The following is a 19,227-nucleotide window of genomic DNA, read 5'->3' as shown; positions in this document are numbered from 1 at the left end:
GTGAAATATGGGACCTTTTGATTATATCAAACAGGCTATCAGAAAAAATGGTTATACTTTACAACAAGTTGCTGATGAAAGTGATATGACAAAAGGCTATCTTAGCCAATTGATTAATAATAAAATCAAAAGTCCCAGCGCTCAAAAGATGTCGGCTTTACACCAATTTTTAGGGTTAGAATATCCCGTAAAAAAGAAAACAATTGGTGTTATTTTTGGTAAGTTTTATCCGCTTCATACGGGGCATATTTATTTAATTCAACGTGCTTGTAGCCAAGTGGATGAATTACATGTCATTTTATGTTATGACGAGCCTCGTGATAAAAATCTATTTATCAACAGTGCAATGTCACAACAGCCAACGGTGAGTGATAGATTGCGTTGGTTATTACAAACCTTTAAATATCAAAAAAATATTCGTATTCATGAGTTTGACGAGCACGGTATAGAGCCACAACCCCATGGCTGGGAAATGTGGAGTGAAGGGATCAAAATGTTTTTGCGAGAAAAGCAGATAACCCCTGATTTTATCTATACCAGCGAACGAGAAGATGCGGATCAATATAATGCTTTCTTGGGGATTGAAACGGTTTTGATTGATCCTGAACGTTCATTTATGAATATCAGTGGCAGTCAAATTCGCCAAGCACCATTTAAATATTGGGAATATATTCCAACGGAAGTAAAACCCTTCTTTGTGCGCACAGTAGCGATTTTAGGAGGTGAATCCAGCGGAAAATCCACGTTAGTGAATAAGCTTGCCAATATTTTCAATACAACCAGCGCATGGGAATATGGTCGTGATTATGTGTTTTCTCACCTTGGTGGGGATGAAATGGCCTTACAATATTCCGACTACGATAAAATTGCATTAGGACATGCTCAATATATTGATTTTGCTGTTAAATATGCAAATAAAGTGGCGTTTGTTGATACGGATTTTGTCACCACACAAGCATTTTGTTTACGTTATGAAGGTAAAGAGCATCCCTTTGTTCAAGCGCTGATTGATGAATACCGTTTTGATTTGGTTATCTTGCTAGAAAACAATACGCCGTGGGTAGCAGATGGCTTGCGTAGTTTAGGCAGTGATAAAGAGAGACGTTATTTCCAAACCTTACTGATGGAAATGCTCGATAAAAATAATATTGAATATATTAAAGTTAATTCCCCTGATTATGACGAACGCTTCTTAAGTTGCGTTGAATTAGTGAGAGAATTATTGATGATGCAATCAAAGCATATTGAATAGTATAAAGATTAAAAACGCCATTAGTGGCGTTTTTAAATTGAAGAATAAAAAATAATTACTCAATTTTAAACTTCTCTCTTCCCTCTAAAGAATAGATCGTTTGTATTCTTTATCACTGATGACCTATCAGAACAAAATCACTTACCAAAAGATAAAAATACATAAAAAAATCTGTCAAATAAGCTATCTACGTAATAATGCTATTTTTTTCAATAAGGTGAAAAAGATTACTGAAAATTAATGCAGGGATCTCTATTATAGATAGCAGGTATAGATTTATCAGTGTGTATTTCTTTTGCCATTAGGTGTGGGGAGTCACACTCTCTATCTTCATTCGCTCAGGTGAAGAAGCAGACTATTTTTCGTAAAAGGACAAGATAATGGCGCAACCTTCCCGTGTTTCACTTCATATCAAGAAAACAGTCATTTCGTTGGCGATCGCTGCTTTAGGTTTTACCGTCTCATCAAATGCATTGGCTTACCAAAAAGTTCATCAACCAGATAATAGCTATCAACAGTATGTCTCTCAGCGCCAAACGGTTGATAGTTTGATCCAAGATGCATTAGATGCTTTTAAGTCACCAGCGCGTGTCTCTGATGCTGGCTTTACGGGAAAACTGCCATCAAATATGGAAATTGTGGCGCAAAAACTGCAACAAGCTTATAAGTTAGAGCCTTATCGCCTCGATTTATTATTTAGTACCGCTAGTGCTTATATCTATAACAATGATGTTTCTCGCGCAATTACGATTTATAAACAGATTTTAGAAGCGGCTCCTGATGATATTGATGCGCTAATTTATGTTACTTCATGGACTCGTTTTGAAGGTAAAGATAAAGAGAGTGAAGCGTATTTCAATAAATTGAAATCATTAAATCCAGCAAAAGCAGAAGAAATTAGTCGTTTCTTTGCACAAATTGATCGCGTTAGCAAAATGCCGTTAAGCGATAAATTAACGCCTGCTGATTTAGCGAAACTGAAAAAAACCAAAGATAATAATGCGATTGTGACATTGGGTTATGCGTTAAATCCTGATGGCACTATGAATAAGATTTTAATTGAGCGCTTAAATAAAACTTTAGAAGTAGCTAAGCAATTGCCAGAAGCAATGATTGTTGTGACAGGAGGTGTACCTAAAGCGCACCAAACTGAAGGTAAGTTAATGGCAGATTGGCTGGTGAAAAATGGGATTGCACCAGAACGTATTTTCCAAGAGAACTATGCGCGTACAACTGTCGAAAATGCATTATTTAGCCGTTATGCTTTAACCAAACATCGTATTAAAACGGCCGTAATTATTAGCTCTGGTAGCCATGTTCGTCGTGCTGATGCTATTTTCACTATCGCAAGTTGGCAAAGTGGCCCAAGTGACATTTCTTACTTAACGGTTGTAGCTCCTGATAAGCCATTAGCTGAATTACAAAAAGCCAGCAAATCAGATATACAGGGCATTTATCGTGACGGTTTAAAAGCGCTAGGATTATGGAGTTTCCGCAGCTATCCGCTAGAAGAGCGTTGATGGGAGCGTTTTAACGTTAATTAACTTAGAAAGAAAGTCTCCTCAATAACAAAAATGATTGAGGAGATTTTTATCATTTTTCATCATTTTTTCACTATTAAACAACGATAAAGCATTCCTTCAATATCTTGTTTTTTACTTATAAAAAGTAATATATTGACCGTATTATTTTCTTCATTGAATTCATATAAACAACGAAACTGACTGTTTACATCAATACGTTCACGAATAGCGATCCCTTTATCTGCCAACATTGCATTATAACGATAACGGGTAGGATCTTGAGAAATAGCATCAATAGCTGAGTCAAAAAGTTGATCTATAAATACAGCAGCGGTTTCACTGTTATTGGTGCAACTGAGTTTAAATGATTCCGCATCTTTTAATGACCATAGAGCCGTCTCTGATACTCTAATGTTTACAGTTTTTTTCAAAAGCACTTCTAATATTAAGTTCGAGATCCACGTAGTTTTCTTTTGACATCTTCAGGAGACATAACTTGCTCATTTGCTATATCTTCTTTCGCTATCATTACCAATTTCAATAGAGCATTTGATTGACGCTCTTTTTCTCTTTCTTGTAACTCCAGTTGTCTTTCTTCGGCTGTTTGTACAAAAAGCTCCGCTTGACCATTTTTTGTAATATAAACACCACCTTGAAATAATTCTGGATTACCAAGTCCTTCTCGAGCTAGTTTTTGCGACATCGTTATAGACATAATAATTACCTTCATTTAATTGCTATTCATATGCAAGATAGACATAAATAGCGAACTCCTATAATTATTGACTTTATCTTGCTATCACATAGGGAGTGATAATGATTATTTTATTATTTTTCGCTGGGGTATCAAATTTATTATAAATTTGTACACACTTAATTTTTATTGAATTGATAACAATTATCATTACTATTGTTTCTCACAATAGTTTATAACGAGAATAATAAAGTGAGAATTCCTCTGATGATATGTGCATTAATGGCATCTTTCCCTAGTTTTTCCAATTGCTTAACCGTAACTGAAGGCAAAGAAATAACAGGTCAGTTTGATAACAACAATGCGCTGTGTTTTACCACGTATTTAGAGAGTCAACGTTATGCCGAACTGAATGTGAAAGGGGTACAAAATCTACGATTAGAAACCCAAAATGGCACACATATCCGTAGCTTATTAAAAGATGTTCCTGCGGATGGGCAACAAAAAGTACGCTTTTTATTACCTGAAACTACGAGTTATCAATTAATTGCACAAGGTGAGGTGGGAAAACCGTGGCAATTCACACTGATAACACAGCCTTATCAGCCTTTAGATAAAGATGCGGGAATTGCACCTATTAGCCCTCGTTTACAAATACTTGCTCATCAATTGAATCAACAAAATATTCAGGCATTTTGGCAACAAGTACGTCACGAAGGTGCACCCCTTATTGAGCCTTATGATAAGGATAAAAAGTTAGTGACTTTTTTATGGCAAGGTGCAAAAAAGAATGTCTTATTATTGGGATCACCCGATGGTAATCATGATCCATTAACCCATTTAGCCAATAGTGATATTTGGTATCGTAGCTATATCGTACCTAACGATACATTAATGCAATATAAATTAGCACCTGATGTGCCTATCATTGAAAATGCAGAGCCATTCGAACAGCGTCGCGCTATTTTAACCACAGCACAGGCAGATCCGCTGAATTCTCAAGATTCACCAAGCAAATCTGAGGATATTTATAATCACTTTTCTTTATTATCGTTAGATAGTCAACGTGAATGCCAATTGCCTGATATTCTTGATAGAAAAATGAAAGGCAACACAGAAATTGTGCGTTTTCACAGTCAGATCTTAAATAACGATCGTGAAATAGCGCTTTACCAGCCTGCTAAAAAAATGGAAGTACCTCGACTCTTAGTGTTATTTGATGGTCAAACTTATCGTCGCCAATATGGTATTGATCGGTTTTTTGATAAACAGATCGAAGAAGGGAAATTGGCACCGATGATGATCTTATTTGTTGATAGTATTGATAGTGATCGTCGTAGTGTTGAGTTACCACCAAATCCTGATTTTTACCGTTTCTTGGCAGATGAACTCTTTGTTTGGTTAGAAAAAGAGAAAGGTATTCACGTATCAGGAGAAGAAACCATTGTGGCGGGTTCGAGTTATGGAGGATTAGCGTCTTCATGGGTGGCATTTAATCGTCCTGATCGCTTTGGTAAAGTGCTGAGTATGTCAGGCTCTTATTGGTGGGCGCCTGAAAATGAAGAGCCTGAATGGCTTATTCGACAATTTGAGCAAGCAGATAAAAAACCATTACAGTTTTTCTTAGAGGCTGGGTTATTTGAAAACCGTGGTGATAAAGGGGGGATTTTAAATAATAATCGCCATCTTAAACTGGTTTTAGAACAAAAAGGTTACCCAGTTCAATCGCTAGAAATGGCAAGTGGGCATGATTATATCTCTTGGTGTGAAACGCTATATCTCGGTGCGAAAGCATTAACTAAAGAACATTAATATTGATAATGACAGAAGCTTATGAGTGATGATAAACGGCATAAGCTTCTGATTTGTCACCAACCTGTCATAAAGCTGTCATCAAAATCGCGTTTACTCTTCATTTCTCTGTCATTTAACTGCCGTAAGCTTTTCCTGACTTAAAACATTAACCCTGTTTTTTTACTTTAGAGTGCAAGGAAAAAGCTATGTCTCATCGTTACCAACGTTCTATTTTATCCGTTATTGTAACAACGCTATTAGCTGGCGCGAGTTTCTCTTCTTTTGCTGCTCCCGTTGCTGCTGATGCCATTTTAGCTCAAGATCGTGCAGCAAAAGGTAATATCACGGAATTTGGCGGTGCTCGCCGTATGACTCAAGATCAAACTGAGACATTAAAAGCAGCTTTAAATAATAACCAAGCGAAAAATGTAATCCTCTTTATTGGTGATGGTATGGGGGATTCTGAAATCACCGTTGCACGTAACTATGCCGAAGGTGCGGGTGGTTTCTTTAAAGGTATCGATGCCTTACCTATTACGGGTCAATACACACACTACGCTTTAGACAGAAAAACCCAAAAACCTAATTATGTAACAGACTCTGCCGCTTCTGCGACAGCATGGGCTTCGGGTGTGAAAACCTATAATGGTGCATTAGGGATTGATGTGTTTGGTAAGGATCACCAAACTATTTTGGAATTAGCAAAAGCCAATGGAAAGGCGACAGGGAACGTGACAACCTCTGAAATTCAAGATGCAACACCTGCGGCTCTGTTCTCGCATGTAACAGGACGCAAATGCTATGGCCCTGTTGAAACCTTAGAGAAATGCTCAACAAACGCATTGGAAAATGGCGGTAGAGGTTCTATCTCTGAGCAATTATTAGTGACTCGCGCTGATGTCACATTAGGTGGTGGAGCAAAAAGTTTTGCTCAAACCGCAGTGGCGGGTGAATACAAAGGCAAAACGTTAGAGCAACAAGCCATTGAGCGTGGTTATCAAATCGTGAAAGATGCCAAATCACTCGATGCGATTACGCTTGCGAACCAAGATAAGCCTGTACTAGGTTTATTCCATGAAGGCAATATGGCAGTGGCATGGGAAGGCCCTAAAGCGACTTACCACGGTAATTTAAATAACCCACCTTTAGAGTGCAAACCTAACGCTAAACTTGATCCGAATGCGCCAACACTGGCACAAATGACCAAAAAAGCGATCGATTTGCTGAAAACCAATGAAAATGGCTTCTTCTTACAAGTCGAAAGTGCTTCTATCGATAAGCAAGATCATAATGCGAATCCTTGCGGACAAATTGGTGAAACTGTTGCACTAGATGAAGCCGTACAAATCGGTTTAGATTTTGCTAAACAAAACGGCGACACTCTGATTATCGTGACTGCTGATCATGCGCATTCAAGCCAAATTATTGAAGCTGATGTGAAATCCAGTGGGTTAACACAGGCACTTATCACTAAAGATGGTGCGGTTATGGTGGTGAATTACGGTAACTCAGAAGAAGAGTCTCAAGAGCATACAGGAGCACAATTACGGGTTGCCGCTTATGGTCCACATGCGGCTAATGTGGTTGGGTTAACTGACCAAACAGATTTGTTTTTCACAATGCGTGATGCGATGGGTCTGAAGTAAGTTCAAGTTGAATTTATAGTCTGTCTGAACTTGTAGTCGAATTGCCTTACTAAATTGTTGTATTTTCGCGCGGCTTAGAGAGATACCCTCTGGTCGCGTTTTTTTATTAGGATTTGAGTCTGCTAAAAATAAAGTGATAATAAATCAATAGGTTATTTACAGTCTGATTTTGAAAGTGACACTTTCTCTGCTATAATTAGCAGTATTCACACATTAATCCATATAATATTCTCAACTTCTCCATTGATTATTGCACTTAAGTTGCAATATCTTTTTGTCTAAATAACCCAATGTGTTATTTAGACATTACCAGCAAATATCTTTTCTCAGAGCGTTATCTGCTCATGGTCTTTCTCTTTTTTATGAGATTGAAGGAGAACAGAGTCAAACAAACAACGATAAGAATAAGGTTATTTTTTCTATGCTGACACTGCTTCATTTACTCTCATCTGTCGCGCTTCTTGTCTGGGGAACACATATTGTTCGTACAGGCATTATGCGTGTTTTTGGCTCTGATTTACGCCGAATTTTAGGTAAAAGTATTAATAAAAAATCCAACGCCTTTCTTGCGGGTGTGGGCGTAACGGCATTAGTCCAAAGCAGTAATGCGACGGCACTTTTGGTTATCTCTTTTGTGACGCAAGGACTGATTTCGATTACACCAGCACTTGTTATTATGCTAGGCGCGGATGTGGGTACTGCGTTAATGGCGCGTGTGCTGACGTTTGATCTCTCTTGGTTATCGCCACTCCTTATCCTTATCGGTGTTATTACTTTTTTAAGTCGTAAAAAGGAGCGAGTAGGACAACTAGGACGTGTGGGTATTGGTCTTGGTTTGATTTTGTTGGCTTTACAACTCATTGTGGCATCGGCAGAACCTATTATGCACGCAAGTGCAGTCCAAGCTATTTTTACCTCTCTCAGTGGCGATACTATTTTAGCGTTATTGGTGGGGGCACTCTTTGCAATGGTGAGTTACTCGAGCCTTGCGGCAGTGTTGTTAACTGCGACATTAAGTGCAACAGGATTAATGCCATTGTATATCAGCCTTTCCATTGTAATTGGCTCAAATATTGGTAGTGGGTTGCTTGCATTAATAAGTAGTCGGGGACAAAGCGTTGCTTCTCGACAAGTTGTGTTGGGAAGCTTATTTTTTAAACTGATTGGCGCATTGATTGTTTTACCATGGATAACGTATCTTGCTTCTGAAATACAAAAATATGGCTTTTCACCGGCTGAAGTCGTTATCTATTTTCATGTTATTTATAATCTTGCTCGCTGTATTTTGATGATCCCTTTTGTCGGCATAATGGCGAAATTATGTCAGCGACTCATTCCTGAATTACCGACCACGGGATCTGAAATGGCACCGCGTTATTTAGATCAATCCGCTATTGATACGCCTTCATTGGCAATTGCTAATGCGGTTAGAGAATCACTACGATTAGGTGATGTTATAGAACAAATGTTGCAACGTTTTACTGCGTTAATGGAAGGCAATCGTCAGCAAAAAAGGGAAATTAGCCAGTTAGAAGAAGAGGTAGAATTACTCCACAGCAGCATTAAATTGTATATGGCACAAATTCAACAGCATGATCTAGGAACTGAAGATTCTCGACGTTGGGCTGAAATTATTGATACAGCGATGAATTTACAACAATCATCCGCTATTATTGCGCGTATGTCGGCTGAAGTGGTTAGCAAAGGTTTAAATCACCACTTGTTTTTATCGGAGGAAGGACGTCGTGAATTACAGACACTCCTTGAGCGTCTGCAAAGTAATCTGAATCTGGCGATGTCGGTATTTGTTTCCGGCAACATGGAACATGCTCGTAAATTACGTCGAGCAAAACATCGTTTCCGTTTACTCAACCAGCGTTACTCGTTTGCTCATGTAGAACGTCTTCATTTGCATAATATGCAAAGCATTGAAACCAGTTCACTGCACACCAGTTTGCTCGGTGATATGAAACGGTTGAATTCCTTGTTCTGTGCTGTGGCTTATCACGTACTAGAACGAAGTGAATCATCATCAGAACAGGTTTAATAATGAAATACATTATTCGTCAATTAACACGAAATGAAATTCCACAAGTATGGGCAATTGATAGAACCGAGCTTATTGAAAAGCTATATGTCTTAAAAGAAGGAATATTGCTTTTATCAGAGCAACGCTTTGATATGAAAGGTTGGCCAGAAGGTGAAGCAGAACATTACACACCTGTTTTACTTGAAAGTTTTGATCGAGGAGCGCCTTTTTGGGGTGTTTTTAAACTAGATCAGTTGGTCGCGGCGGCAAGTGTTGATCCACAAAAACGGGGTCAAAATGGCACTTTACTTCAACTCTCTTTTTTACATGTTAGCCACCAGCAACGTGGGCAAGGTTTAGCACGAATATTATTTGATTATTGTGTGGAATATGCGAAGAAAAAAGGGGCTGGTGGATTATATATCTCATCAACACCTTCTGAAAATAGCGTGAATTTTTATCAGCATTTAGGGTGTCGTTTAATTGATATTCCTGATCCTGAGCTTTATGAAAGAGAGCCTGAGGATATTCATTTAGTCTTTCATTTCATCGAGCCAAATAACGCTTAATTTTGTTTATTGACTATGGTAACAACATAATAAAATGAAATGCTTTATCGTGAAAATGATAAGGCATTTTTTATGCCTGAGACTAAAGAATACACATAACCATTTAAAAAATAAGGATATAAGGTAAGTTTTTTTCTTTATATAAGTTGATTTAGCATAGGTGTTATATATAATAATGAAAATCATTATCATTAATGGTGGGTTATTATGGCTAAATCAACGCGCTTATCTCCAGTTACGTCTTGGACATCTCGTATTAGTTTATGGGAAATGTTGGCGGTTTCTTCTTTATTAACAGTGATCACGCATTCTATTGTAGGAACATCCGCTTTTACGCTGGTTTTAGTGGTTTCAATGCTGTTATCAACCTTGATGTTGTTCCATAAAAAATTACAAATGTGGGTAATGATCCCCGCAGGCGTTGTATTAACCTACAGTTTGATGACACTTTTAGTCGCGTATCATGGATAGAGAAAAGAATACTCGGTGTGTAATCGAATGGGTGTTATTACAAGGAAAAAATAAAGGCTAATTGAGTGGTGCGAAGAGGGGGACTTGAACCCCCACGTCCGTAAGAACACTAACACCTGAAGCTAGCGCGTCTACCAATTCCGCCATCCTCGCAGTTTTACTCAATCATTTTTGCTCTACAAATTGTTTGGTGCGAAAGGGGGGACTTGAACCCCCACGTCCGTAAGGACACTAACACCTGAAGCTAGCGCGTCTACCAATTCCGCCACTCTCGCAATATCAACATCATCTGTGCAGATAGGTGGCGAATTTTATGCTTTTTATTTTTGGCGTCAATTATTTTTTATCAATAAATTATCTTGGTGATGAAAAATAAAACAGCGAGAGAAATACATAAAATGGATCGACTATATTTTTTTTAGAGCTAAGATTAATAATCATTACAAAAACCAATTTCGCAATACGTTTATGAGGTTTTTTATGAAAAAATCAATATGTTGATTGTTATTTTATCTGTGATGATATCAAGTAATGTATATGCAGAAATCTTCCAAGATAAAACGGGTCAAGTTGTTGGCTCAGCCCGTACAGGCAGTAACGGTGAGACCATTTACCTAAATAAAAGTGGTCAGGTTATTGGCTCAAAAAAATGATAACTTGCGCTTGAAAATGAAAGGATTTGTTATTAGATGATTGTTTTCAGACGTAAACTGAAGACCCCCAGTAGTTGGAAAATCAATTACTGGGGGGCTTTATAACAGGGATTGTGATTAGTCTTTCTTGGTTGCTTGGTAAACTTTGAATTTACCTGTTGATGCAAGCACTTCATGAGAGCCAAATACATGATCCAGTATATCTGGATAAGGGATAAATGAATTTGCCACAATGCGTAATTTACCGCCTCTTTTTAGATAATTTGGTGCAAGGCGAATAATATCTTCAGCTGCTTCATAGCTTGTACCTAAACCATCATGGAAAGGTGGGTTTGAGATTATCCAATCATAAGTCTCTTCAACTGCTGAATAGACATTACTCGCAATCACTCGACCTTCTAATTCATTCACGTTTAAGGTAGCGATACTAGAAGAAATTGCCGCAGCATTCACATCACACAGTGTCAGTTTCAACATTGGGTTTTTCTTGCCAAGTACAGTAGCAAGAACACCACAACCACATGCCATATCCAGTAAATCTCCAACCATCGCATCATCAAAAGTTGATAGTAATAAACGGCTACCCTCATCTAATGCATTTTGGCTAAATACACCCGGTAATGCCATTACAGTAAGATCGTCATGGCGATAAGTTTGCCACCAGTTATTACGGTCAAACAGTGTTTGATATGTTTGAGTACCAAAAAATAAGCTACAACGGCGTGCTGAATCTATTTTTTTTAGTTTAGCGATGCCGTTCATTAATTCTGTGGCACTTTTAACACCGCTACGGTTTTCACCGACGATAAAGATTTCAGTACCCACTTGTAAGTTAGAGCAAAGGCTACGCAGTTGGAAAGTGGCTTCGTTTTTATTTTTAGGCCAAAAATAGATCAAGGTATTGCAATATTTCACAAAGGATTGATCAGCAACTAAACCAAAGAGTACGTTATCACCCATTGATTTTAGTAATGGTAGCCACTGGTGATATTGGTTGGTATATGCTCTGACACTTTTCGCCTGAATTTGCGCCGCGAAAGTATCTTGAAGATCACCTGCAATAAGTACATGCCTGTCTGCGAAATGATCTAGGTGACGAAGAATAACTTCGCTAGCAGGGGACAGTGAGGACATTATGATTGTTACTCCTTAAAAAACATGAGACGCATGATATCAGATATAAAGAAACCAACGCTATTTATTGGCGTAGTTTATGCCCTCTGATACTATGTACCGTTGTTCTACACTTGATAGGTAAGCATAATGAGCCGTAAAGACAGAATGTTATCCCAACTTGGAATTCGTCAGTGGGTACTTCGTAAGCCTGCTGTGTTAAAAGGCGAGCATTCTGTTCAATTTCCGGATACAACACGTTTACTTATCATTACTGATGATACCGTTGATCTAAATAACGGGCTTTTCTCTGATATTTTTAGCGCCATGGGGATAGATAAAAACGAAATCTATTGTATTACAACAGATGATGTGAGCATGCTCACAGAATCATTTGATCTTCCCTGCTGGTTATTAGGCACTGATCTCATACTTCCCTCTGAATATACTTCTCTGAGAAGCCCTTCATTACATCAGTTATATTTTGATGCTGATGCAAAACGCGATCTTTGGAAACAAATCTATCAATATGAAGACCATTTCACTCTTAAACCCTGCTGATTTACCTTTAGCATGGCAAATTGAAAAATTAAGTCACTCATTCCCTTGGAGTGAAGAAACATTTTATAGTAACCAAGGAAGTCATTATTTTAATCTGAAAATTTGCATTGATAATATTATTGTAGGTTTCGCAATTACGCAATTAATATTAGATGAGGCAACACTTTTTAATATTGCAATCCATCCTGATTATCAGGGAAAAGGTTATGGTAAAGCGCTTTTACTAGAACTAATTGAAAAACTTGAGAAAAAAAACATCACTACCTTGTGGTTAGAGGTGCGAGAATCTAATGAAAAAGCGTTCAATCTCTATGAATCTATAGGATTTAATTTCGTTTCGAAACGGAAAAACTATTACCCAACAAAGACGGGGAATGAAGATGCGATTATTATGGCTTATCCTATTTCTTTCTAATTAAATTTTTATTTAAGTTAAATTTTAAACGCCTTCTATTAGGCGTTTTTTTATTTTATTTAAAGTATTAGAATTTTATTTTTTATTAATTGTATTTAAAATTTATCTTTATTTTCACTTAATGTAAATTTATAAAGTTAATTTCACTTTTGTCATCGTTTAATTTTAAAACACTAGGTGATTATAACGGTGTTAAAAAGGTGAATAGTATTTAAAATAAGTAAATTGAATATTTATTTTTGTTTTAAATAAAGTGATTGACCTCTAAATATAGAAAAAATTAAATCTAAATAAAGGTGTATTTATTTTGGTTTTTATATTCAATCCCGATTTTAACCGAAAATAAATAGGCTAATTCTTTGCTTTATTAGTAGCTCATAAAGGTAACTTGTAAAAATTTTAGTCAATATAGGTACGTTAAGAGTTTCAATGAAAACAAGGTTACTCTATGAGGCGATAGCTAGATTGGTTCTTACAAAGCAAACAAAACAAAGCATTGCAGATGTTACTCGCAGACTGAACTAAGTAAGCCTTCTAGGTTTTAGTAGTGTGGGTTTAAAAATTGGCTATTATACGGCGATTTCCGCCGTAAAATGATAAAAGGATAAACTAGAGAAAGGATTTGGTGTTTAGAAATGATTAGTCATTCCCAGCGAGAAACGGCGAAAGAGTCTTATAAACAGTCTCTTAAAACTCTTTTACCTTATGGCATGTTAGCTACAAAGAAATGGCTTGCAGAGCAGGGCTTGAGTGCGCATTCATTAGATAACGCTGTCAAAACCGATACGTTATTGCTACTAGCTAGCCAGTATTCCCGATCTGTCACTTGGGAAGGCGTAGTAGTTTCTATGCAGCGTATGATGGATAAAAGTGTAGATGAACAACTTCCGCCTGTTGTGGTAGGTGGATTGTCAGCGCTTTCCATATCTGGTTTGTCACAATATTTGTCATTAGGGAGTACACCTCATATTCATTTATATGCAGCGAGAAAGCTTCCCTCCTGGCTTGCGAGACTGTCATTACCAATTAAGTTCGAAGGGCATAGTACAAGTAAACTTTGGCCTGATAGCTTATTCAAAGATAGAGCATTCGTTAAAGAGTATAAATGGGAAGAGCAATTGCCACCTGTGTATTTTTCATGTCCGGAAAAAGCCATATTGGAGGTGTTGGTAGATTTGCCTGAAAGTGTGTCATTTGAATATGCCGATGAGTTAATGCAGGGGTTGGTGAACTTATCTCCAAGAAAGCTTGATACGCTCTTAAAAGCATGTAAAAGCGTAAAGGCCAAACGCTTATTCTTTTGGCTTGCAAAACGCCAAGCTTATCCTTGGTTTGATAAGTTAAATGTAGAAAATTACGATTTAGGCTCAGGTAAACGTGTTGTTGCTAAAGGTGGGAAGTTGGATACAGAGTATCTAATAACAGTACCTCAGCATATGGCATTGGCAAGTAAAGGATCAGTTTAGTGGAACTAGAAGCCGTAAGGGTGCGCCTAGTAGACCTTATTCACCAGGGACTGACCAATATTGAAAAGGCTTTTTTGCTATCCTTTAAAAATCGAAAGCCCAATTGGTCTTTACTCAGTTTGGATGGAGCCAGTGAGCTTCCTGCCATCAAATGGAAACAAATCAATTTGGCAAGAATGCCGAATGAAAAACATGCACAAGCCCTAGAAAAGCTGAAAGATGTTCTCGGTATATGATTTCTAAAAAATAGACATTTATGTCGTGTTGAACACTTCCATGCCGTGCTCCTGTTACAATATTAACTGTTACAAGATCGAGTATTGCAGTTTAAATTGTAGAAATGGTAACCAATTACGCAACCATTGATTGTTTATACAGACAAGATAGGCGAAAATAAGCGCCAATTAAGATTAACTTACGGGTTGAATGTTTTTATAGTCACTTTAATTATTACTTATAGCAATATATCAGTGTCTTACATTCTCTCGTCTATCAACTAGAAGATCACCATTGATGTCTAATCCTATTTTTCAGCAAGAAGTTGCTCGTCGTAGAACTTTTGCCATTATTTCCCACCCTGATGCCGCCCAGCCTTTCAACGCTTAAAACCACCTTTCATTGCACACCACAATCACATCTCTACGTACTGAATTTAAAGGCTTTTTGTCTTTTTCTCGTTTCTTTGCTTTTCAATGATGTTCAAGCGTAACCTCGGAAAATGTGTACAAACTTGAGTACAAATCGCCATATTTACCGTTTTTAGCCAAATTCCATGACACAAACCTAGCTGTAGGCCTTGTTCCTACTGGGTTTTAGCCAAAACTTGCCTATATTTTTTATGCCAAAAATCGAGAAATGATGGTAAGACGTTCGCGATTATCTCTAATTGTTTGCCGGTTGAGTTGGTTACCGGTTGCTTTCTTGCTGTCCTAAAAGTTCATTTGTATGGGCCTGATCTTCTGAACAAATCATGCATCTTTCTGACCATCAACAAGTGATGAATCAGGCGATGATAGCTTTACATTGATTTTCAGGAGAATGCAGATGACAGCAGTAGCGCACCAAGTAACCCCTTTTCTAACGTCTTACGAAGTTATGGCTCGTTACCACATTAGCTATACGACGCTCTGGCGAAGAATAAAAGATGGCAGCTTGCCGCAACCTCGTATCAACCGAAATACACGAAACAAGCTGTGGCACATTGAAGACTTGGAGGAGTATGAGAAGAATTAGGAATAGATAGCGTAGCTTAGTTTTTCTGTTGGAGCTTGGACTAACGCTTTGAAACGCCGGCTTGTGCCAACAATATAGTTAATATGTACACCAACTTAGGCTAAGATAGCAGCATGGATTTTTTATTGATTGGATGGATAGGTAAGTGACGACTCCTCAAGAACGGACAACAGGTATTACAAATGCGTCGATAAAAAAACGTTTCGGCTCAATTCCCGCTTGGAAGATGTTGAGTGAATATATCTGGAACGGTTTGGATGCTGGTGCATCAGATATTGATGTCATTATTAACACCTGTGATCTCGGCGGGGTGGAGTCAATAGAGATCCATGATAATGGTGAAGGAATTGACTTTCATAACCTAGACCGAAATTTTGATAATTGGGATGACTCATCCAAAAAACAGGTTACCCAAAAAGGCAGTCAAGGCAGAGGGCGGTATTCATTTCATAAATATGCTGCAACAGCAACCTGGCTTACGAGAAGACAATCTGAGAATGCACGTATTACCATAGACTCGTCTCGTATTAAAACGTACAAAGTTGAGTTGATCGACGATAAAGAACAGCATAGTAGTATTCTTTCAAATGGAAGTGGGACATCAGTATTTCTTACGGGCATTACGAGTGAAAAATCTCAAAAAATCCCTAATATTGAAAATATCATGGAGGAGCTTTCAAATGAATTTGGTTGGAAGCTAATAGTTTTTTCTAACCTTAAAATATCAGTTAATAGAGTCCGAGTGACGCCTCCCCAACATAGGTTGTTTCAAGAGCTTATAGATGTTGATGGAAATATATTTAGTTCAAGTATCATTCAGTGGATAAAAAAACCATCTGGTGAAAAGTCATACAATTATTTTAGAGATTCAAAAGAACATCAGAAGTATAGAAATCTGACTGGTTTTAACTACAAAAACAATTTTTTCATAAGTGGATATATACAATCTGAGTGGTTCGATAATTTTCAAGATACCTCATCTCCAAATGCTGATCTCTTCATTAGTGAAAAGAGTGATGGGAATAAAGTTTTAGCTATGCTGCTAAAAGAACTGCGCAACAAAACAGCCGAGATTTATCAGGGGTTCCTTAGAGAAAGAGCTGTTCAGCTTGTCGATTCTTTCGAAGAAAAAGGATATTTTCCTGTTTACAATTGGGAGTCTGACGAAGATCGTTCCTTTAGAATTGCACATACGAAGAAATTAGTAACTAGTATCTGCGTTGCTGATCCAGCAGCTTTTAATGGGCTAAAGGCTAAGCAAACAAAAATTATAATCGGTTTGCTTGATAGGCTATCTACATCAAGTGAAAATGATAGTTTGATAGATATATTGGAAGGCGTTTTAGACTTAAATAAGGAGCAAATGGATGAATTTGCATCTCAAATAAGTAAATCTAAACTTGATTATATAATTAGCACGATTGGACACATTCATAAGCGAGATCTAGTCGTACAGAAAATGAAGTACCTTTTTAAAGAGCACGCTAAAGAAGTTCTAGAAACACCAGACTTACAAGGTATTATTGAGGCTAATACATGGTTGTTTGGCCCTCAGTACACAACTATAGGTGCCGAAGAGGATGACTTTTCTAATACAGCTAGAAATCTTCGGAATTCAGATATTGAAATATTGGATGGGGACGATATCAGTACCAGTGATCTTATTGAAGGCGCTACCATAGAGGGGGCAAAAGGCCAAGTAGATTTGTTTCTTGCACGCAAAATGGTCACAATTGATCATTCTACACAAGAAGAATTTATTAAATGTACGATCATTGAAATAAAAAGACCAAGTGTAGCATTGAATAAGAAACATTTAGCTCAAGCTGAACGTTATGCTGAGGTACTTGATAAGCATCCTGCCTTTAATGATGAGAGAATGAGATTTGATGTTGTTCTTGTTGGAACTAAAATCTCCCAGAATGATACTCAAATTACAAGGCGGTTGAAAGACCTTGCTGGTAAGGGCGGCGCGGGCCTTGTTTCCGGGGCGGATGAAAGAATTCGAGTATACGTTAAAAGTTGGTCTACAATTTTTAATGATTTCGAGGTGACTCATAGTGCTTTATTACAAAAGCTAAAAATAAAGAGAAGCGAGCTAGAGTATAAATCTAAGCAAACCCTTGTGGATGAATTGCAAATACCTCTCTCTGAGGCGTCGTGAGACTTATAATAATTATTCGATAAGTTGTTTTTTTGTAACTGGAAAAACAACTAATCTAAACCGAGCCAAATGCACTACTTGACTCGGTCATTTGTACTAGCTCAGTCTCTTCCTTAATTCAGCTACCCCTTATTGTCCGAAACGCCAGTTGAATGGAAAGCCTGTCGGCTCGATGATGGTTTCTAGTTGTTGATACCAAACGTCGTAAGCATGACGCATTTCGTCCAGGTACTGATATTGGTTGTAGATAGCATCCAGCCCTTTTTTGCTGTGGCCAATCATCAACTCGGCAACTTCTTGCGTCGTGATGGCAGACATTCGCGTTCGCATCGTTCTGCGAAGATCATGCATAGACCAGTGTTCCATCTCAATACCAAGCGATCTGCGAGCCCAGATTTTCACATTGTTAGGAATAGTGGTATCAAAGCCATTTGTGGCAAGCTCTTCTTGTCCGTTCGCGGGAAACAAGTAAGTTGATTTGCTCATCTGCATCGCCAGTTCAATCAGCTCAATAGCTGGCTTAATCAATGGCCGCATGATCGGCGCTCCAATTTTCTCACCTTGTTTGCGGATCTCTATGGGCACTGTCCACATTGCAGATTGCAAGTCAAAGTGATGCTTTTCAGCTTGAATGAGTTCGCCCTTGCGCCCTCCCAATAAGAGAAGCAGTTTTATGTAGATGCGATTCTTCTCAGTGATTTTTGACTCATGCAAATAGCGCCAAAGTATCCTGATCTCGTTGTCATTTAGCACCCGAGTTCGTTTTCCTTTTTTACCGCCAACCTTTTTTGCTGTGATCCCAGCGGCAGCGTTAATTTCCAAAATTTGTTCATCAATCAGCCAGTCATAGAACTTATGCAGTACAGACACTAGGCGCTCTGTGTTTGACGGAGACGATTCCGAAACCTCACGAAGACAGTTTCGCAAGGACAATTCAGTGATGTCAGTTAATGGATACTTGCCAAGTCGGGGCAGCAAATATATTTCACTGCTGCGTTTTTGGTAGTGCCACGTTTTCTCCTTTAGCCCTTGCTTACCGGCAGAGTCTATCCAGTCTCGAAAAATCGATTCGAAGCTTTGATTAGCAGAATACTTAGCCCGTTCCTGCTGTAGGTAAAGCTTGGGGTTTCGGCCTTGATCAAGTACTGCCCTTAACCTATCCAGCTCATTCCTGGCTTCAGCCAGCTTCATAAGGGGGTAAGTACCTATGTCTACCCGCTGTTGCTTGCCATCGAACCGATAACGAAACTGAAAAACAATTTTGCCCTTGGGCGATACCCGAGCACTTAGCCCATCTCGGTCGGCTTTTACTACGGTTTCTTTTGCTTCTTTATTTAACCTGGCATCGAGCCAGCTAACTGATAACGCCATGTTATAAGCCCAGCCCTAGTTTTGATTTTAATGATTGTTTACGTGTTTCTGCTTTGGGTTCTGGCGCTGTACTCATAGAAGTAACTTCACCATCTGGTGCAAGGCCATCCACCGGTACAGATGTCGTGGATAGATTGGGTTGGCTCATTTGAATTAACCCAAAGGTTGCCAGCATCCGCAGACGCTCAGCGCGTTCCCGTGGTGGCGTCTTTTCCAATTCTTTGAGTAGTTCTGGGTGGCTCCCTGGGGGAATGTTGACGACAACTCTCATGA

General features: G+C 38.3%; 18 protein-coding genes and 2 tRNA genes. 13 read left to right on the top strand and 7 right to left on the bottom strand.

From position 1 onward, the window contains the following. Nucleotides 1-7: 7 nt before the first annotated feature. On the top strand, nt 8-1,252 hold the full coding sequence (gene nadR, locus F1325_RS16295) for a multifunctional transcriptional regulator/nicotinamide-nucleotide adenylyltransferase/ribosylnicotinamide kinase NadR (RefSeq protein ID WP_160230717.1): 1,245 nt from the start codon (nt 8-10) through the stop codon (nt 1,250-1,252). A gap of 380 nt (nt 1,253-1,632) precedes the next feature. Beyond that, nucleotides 1,633-2,772, top strand: coding sequence for an ElyC/SanA/YdcF family protein (locus tag F1325_RS16290; protein WP_109374383.1), 1,140 nt, complete (start codon nt 1,633-1,635; stop codon nt 2,770-2,772). A gap of 83 nt (nt 2,773-2,855) precedes the next feature. On the opposite strand, the gene F1325_RS16285 is transcribed toward F1325_RS16290, so the two are convergent. Further along, complete coding sequence (locus tag F1325_RS16285; protein WP_160230716.1) at nt 2,856-3,206, bottom strand: type II toxin-antitoxin system RelE/ParE family toxin; 351 nt, start codon at nt 3,204-3,206, stop codon at nt 2,856-2,858. A gap of 14 nt (nt 3,207-3,220) precedes the next feature. Next, nucleotides 3,221-3,490, bottom strand: coding sequence for a hypothetical protein (locus F1325_RS16280; protein ID WP_072069015.1), 270 nt, complete (start codon nt 3,488-3,490; stop codon nt 3,221-3,223). 231 nt (nt 3,491-3,721) lie between these two features. Between F1325_RS16280 and F1325_RS16275 the strand changes: the two genes are divergently transcribed. The 5 genes from F1325_RS16275 (at nt 3,722) to F1325_RS16255 (ending at nt 9,978) form a co-directional block, all read left to right on the top strand. Continuing rightward, on the top strand, nt 3,722-5,281 hold the full coding sequence (locus F1325_RS16275; RefSeq protein WP_244313528.1) for an alpha/beta hydrolase-fold protein: 1,560 nt from the start codon (nt 3,722-3,724) through the stop codon (nt 5,279-5,281). A 188-nt stretch (nt 5,282-5,469) separates the two neighbouring features. Then, nucleotides 5,470-6,909: an alkaline phosphatase gene (gene phoA / locus F1325_RS16270; protein ID WP_109374379.1), complete on the top strand. Its 1,440-nt coding sequence runs from the start codon at nt 5,470-5,472 to the stop codon at nt 6,907-6,909. A gap of 421 nt (nt 6,910-7,330) precedes the next feature. After that, nucleotides 7,331-8,956, top strand: coding sequence for a Na/Pi cotransporter family protein (locus F1325_RS16265; protein WP_160230715.1), 1,626 nt, complete (start codon nt 7,331-7,333; stop codon nt 8,954-8,956). 2 nt (nt 8,957-8,958) lie between these two features. Next, nucleotides 8,959-9,507 carry a GNAT family N-acetyltransferase gene (locus tag F1325_RS16260; protein ID WP_109374377.1) on the top strand — a complete coding sequence of 183 codons (549 nt, stop codon included), beginning with the start codon at nt 8,959-8,961 and terminating at the stop codon, nt 9,505-9,507. 207 nt (nt 9,508-9,714) lie between these two features. Then, on the top strand, nt 9,715-9,978 hold the full coding sequence (locus F1325_RS16255; protein ID WP_109374376.1) for a DUF1435 family protein: 264 nt from the start codon (nt 9,715-9,717) through the stop codon (nt 9,976-9,978). Between the two features lie 66 nt (nt 9,979-10,044). Here the strand turns inward: F1325_RS16255 and F1325_RS16250 are convergent. Beyond that, nucleotides 10,045-10,131, bottom strand: a tRNA-Leu gene (locus F1325_RS16250). A gap of 35 nt (nt 10,132-10,166) precedes the next feature. Next, a tRNA-Leu gene (locus F1325_RS16245) sits at nt 10,167-10,253 on the bottom strand. Nucleotides 10,254-10,472: 219 nt separating this feature from the next. Between F1325_RS16245 and F1325_RS16240 the strand changes: the two genes are divergently transcribed. After that, entirely contained in the window at nt 10,473-10,631 is a 159-nt protein-coding gene (locus F1325_RS16240) for a hypothetical protein (RefSeq protein ID WP_160230714.1), read from the top strand. Between the two features lie 117 nt (nt 10,632-10,748). Here the strand turns inward: F1325_RS16240 and rsmC are convergent, their stop codons facing one another. After that, on the bottom strand, nt 10,749-11,765 hold the full coding sequence (gene rsmC, locus F1325_RS16235) for a 16S rRNA (guanine(1207)-N(2))-methyltransferase RsmC (protein ID WP_109374375.1): 1,017 nt from the start codon (nt 11,763-11,765) through the stop codon (nt 10,749-10,751). 129 nt (nt 11,766-11,894) lie between these two features. On the opposite strand from rsmC, the gene F1325_RS16230 reads away from it, so the two are divergent. The 5 genes from F1325_RS16230 to F1325_RS16200 all read left to right on the top strand — a co-directional run bounded on the left by F1325_RS16230 (nt 11,895) and on the right by F1325_RS16200 (nt 17,583). Further along, entirely contained in the window at nt 11,895-12,305 is a 411-nt protein-coding gene (locus F1325_RS16230) for a DNA polymerase III subunit psi (protein WP_072069009.1), read from the top strand. Further along, on the top strand, nt 12,274-12,720 hold the full coding sequence (gene rimI, locus F1325_RS16225; RefSeq protein WP_109374374.1) for a ribosomal protein S18-alanine N-acetyltransferase: 447 nt from the start codon (nt 12,274-12,276) through the stop codon (nt 12,718-12,720). The genes F1325_RS16230 and rimI overlap by 32 nt, the downstream gene beginning before the upstream one ends. 635 nt (nt 12,721-13,355) lie before the next feature. Further along, nucleotides 13,356-14,186: a type IV toxin-antitoxin system AbiEi family antitoxin gene (locus tag F1325_RS16220; protein ID WP_160230713.1), complete on the top strand. Its 831-nt coding sequence runs from the start codon at nt 13,356-13,358 to the stop codon at nt 14,184-14,186. Then, nucleotides 14,186-14,422, top strand: coding sequence for a hypothetical protein (locus F1325_RS16215; RefSeq protein ID WP_196564177.1), 237 nt, complete (start codon nt 14,186-14,188; stop codon nt 14,420-14,422). Before F1325_RS16220 ends, F1325_RS16215 begins: the two co-directional genes overlap by 1 nt. 1,142 nt (nt 14,423-15,564) lie before the next feature. Further along, nucleotides 15,565-17,583: an ATP-binding protein gene (locus tag F1325_RS16200; protein ID WP_000211147.1), complete on the top strand. Its 2,019-nt coding sequence runs from the start codon at nt 15,565-15,567 to the stop codon at nt 17,581-17,583. Between the two features lie 129 nt (nt 17,584-17,712). Here F1325_RS16200 and F1325_RS16195 read toward each other — a convergent pair whose 3' ends face one another. Continuing rightward, nucleotides 17,713-18,954: a tyrosine-type recombinase/integrase gene (locus F1325_RS16195; protein ID WP_001218618.1), complete on the bottom strand. Its 1,242-nt coding sequence runs from the start codon at nt 18,952-18,954 to the stop codon at nt 17,713-17,715. A 1-nt stretch (nt 18,955) separates the two neighbouring features. Beyond that, the gene (locus F1325_RS16190; protein ID WP_001995600.1) at nt 18,956-19,225 is read right to left on the bottom strand and encodes a hypothetical protein; all 270 of its coding nucleotides are present in this window, start codon (nt 19,223-19,225) and stop codon (nt 18,956-18,958) included. Nucleotides 19,226-19,227: the final 2 nt, after the last annotated feature.

Source organism: Proteus columbae, assembly GCF_009914335.1.
Classification (GTDB): Bacteria; Pseudomonadota; Gammaproteobacteria; order Enterobacterales; family Enterobacteriaceae; genus Proteus.
The sequence above is the reverse complement of the archived record's forward strand: the minus strand, read 5'-3'. Positions and strand labels throughout refer to the sequence as shown.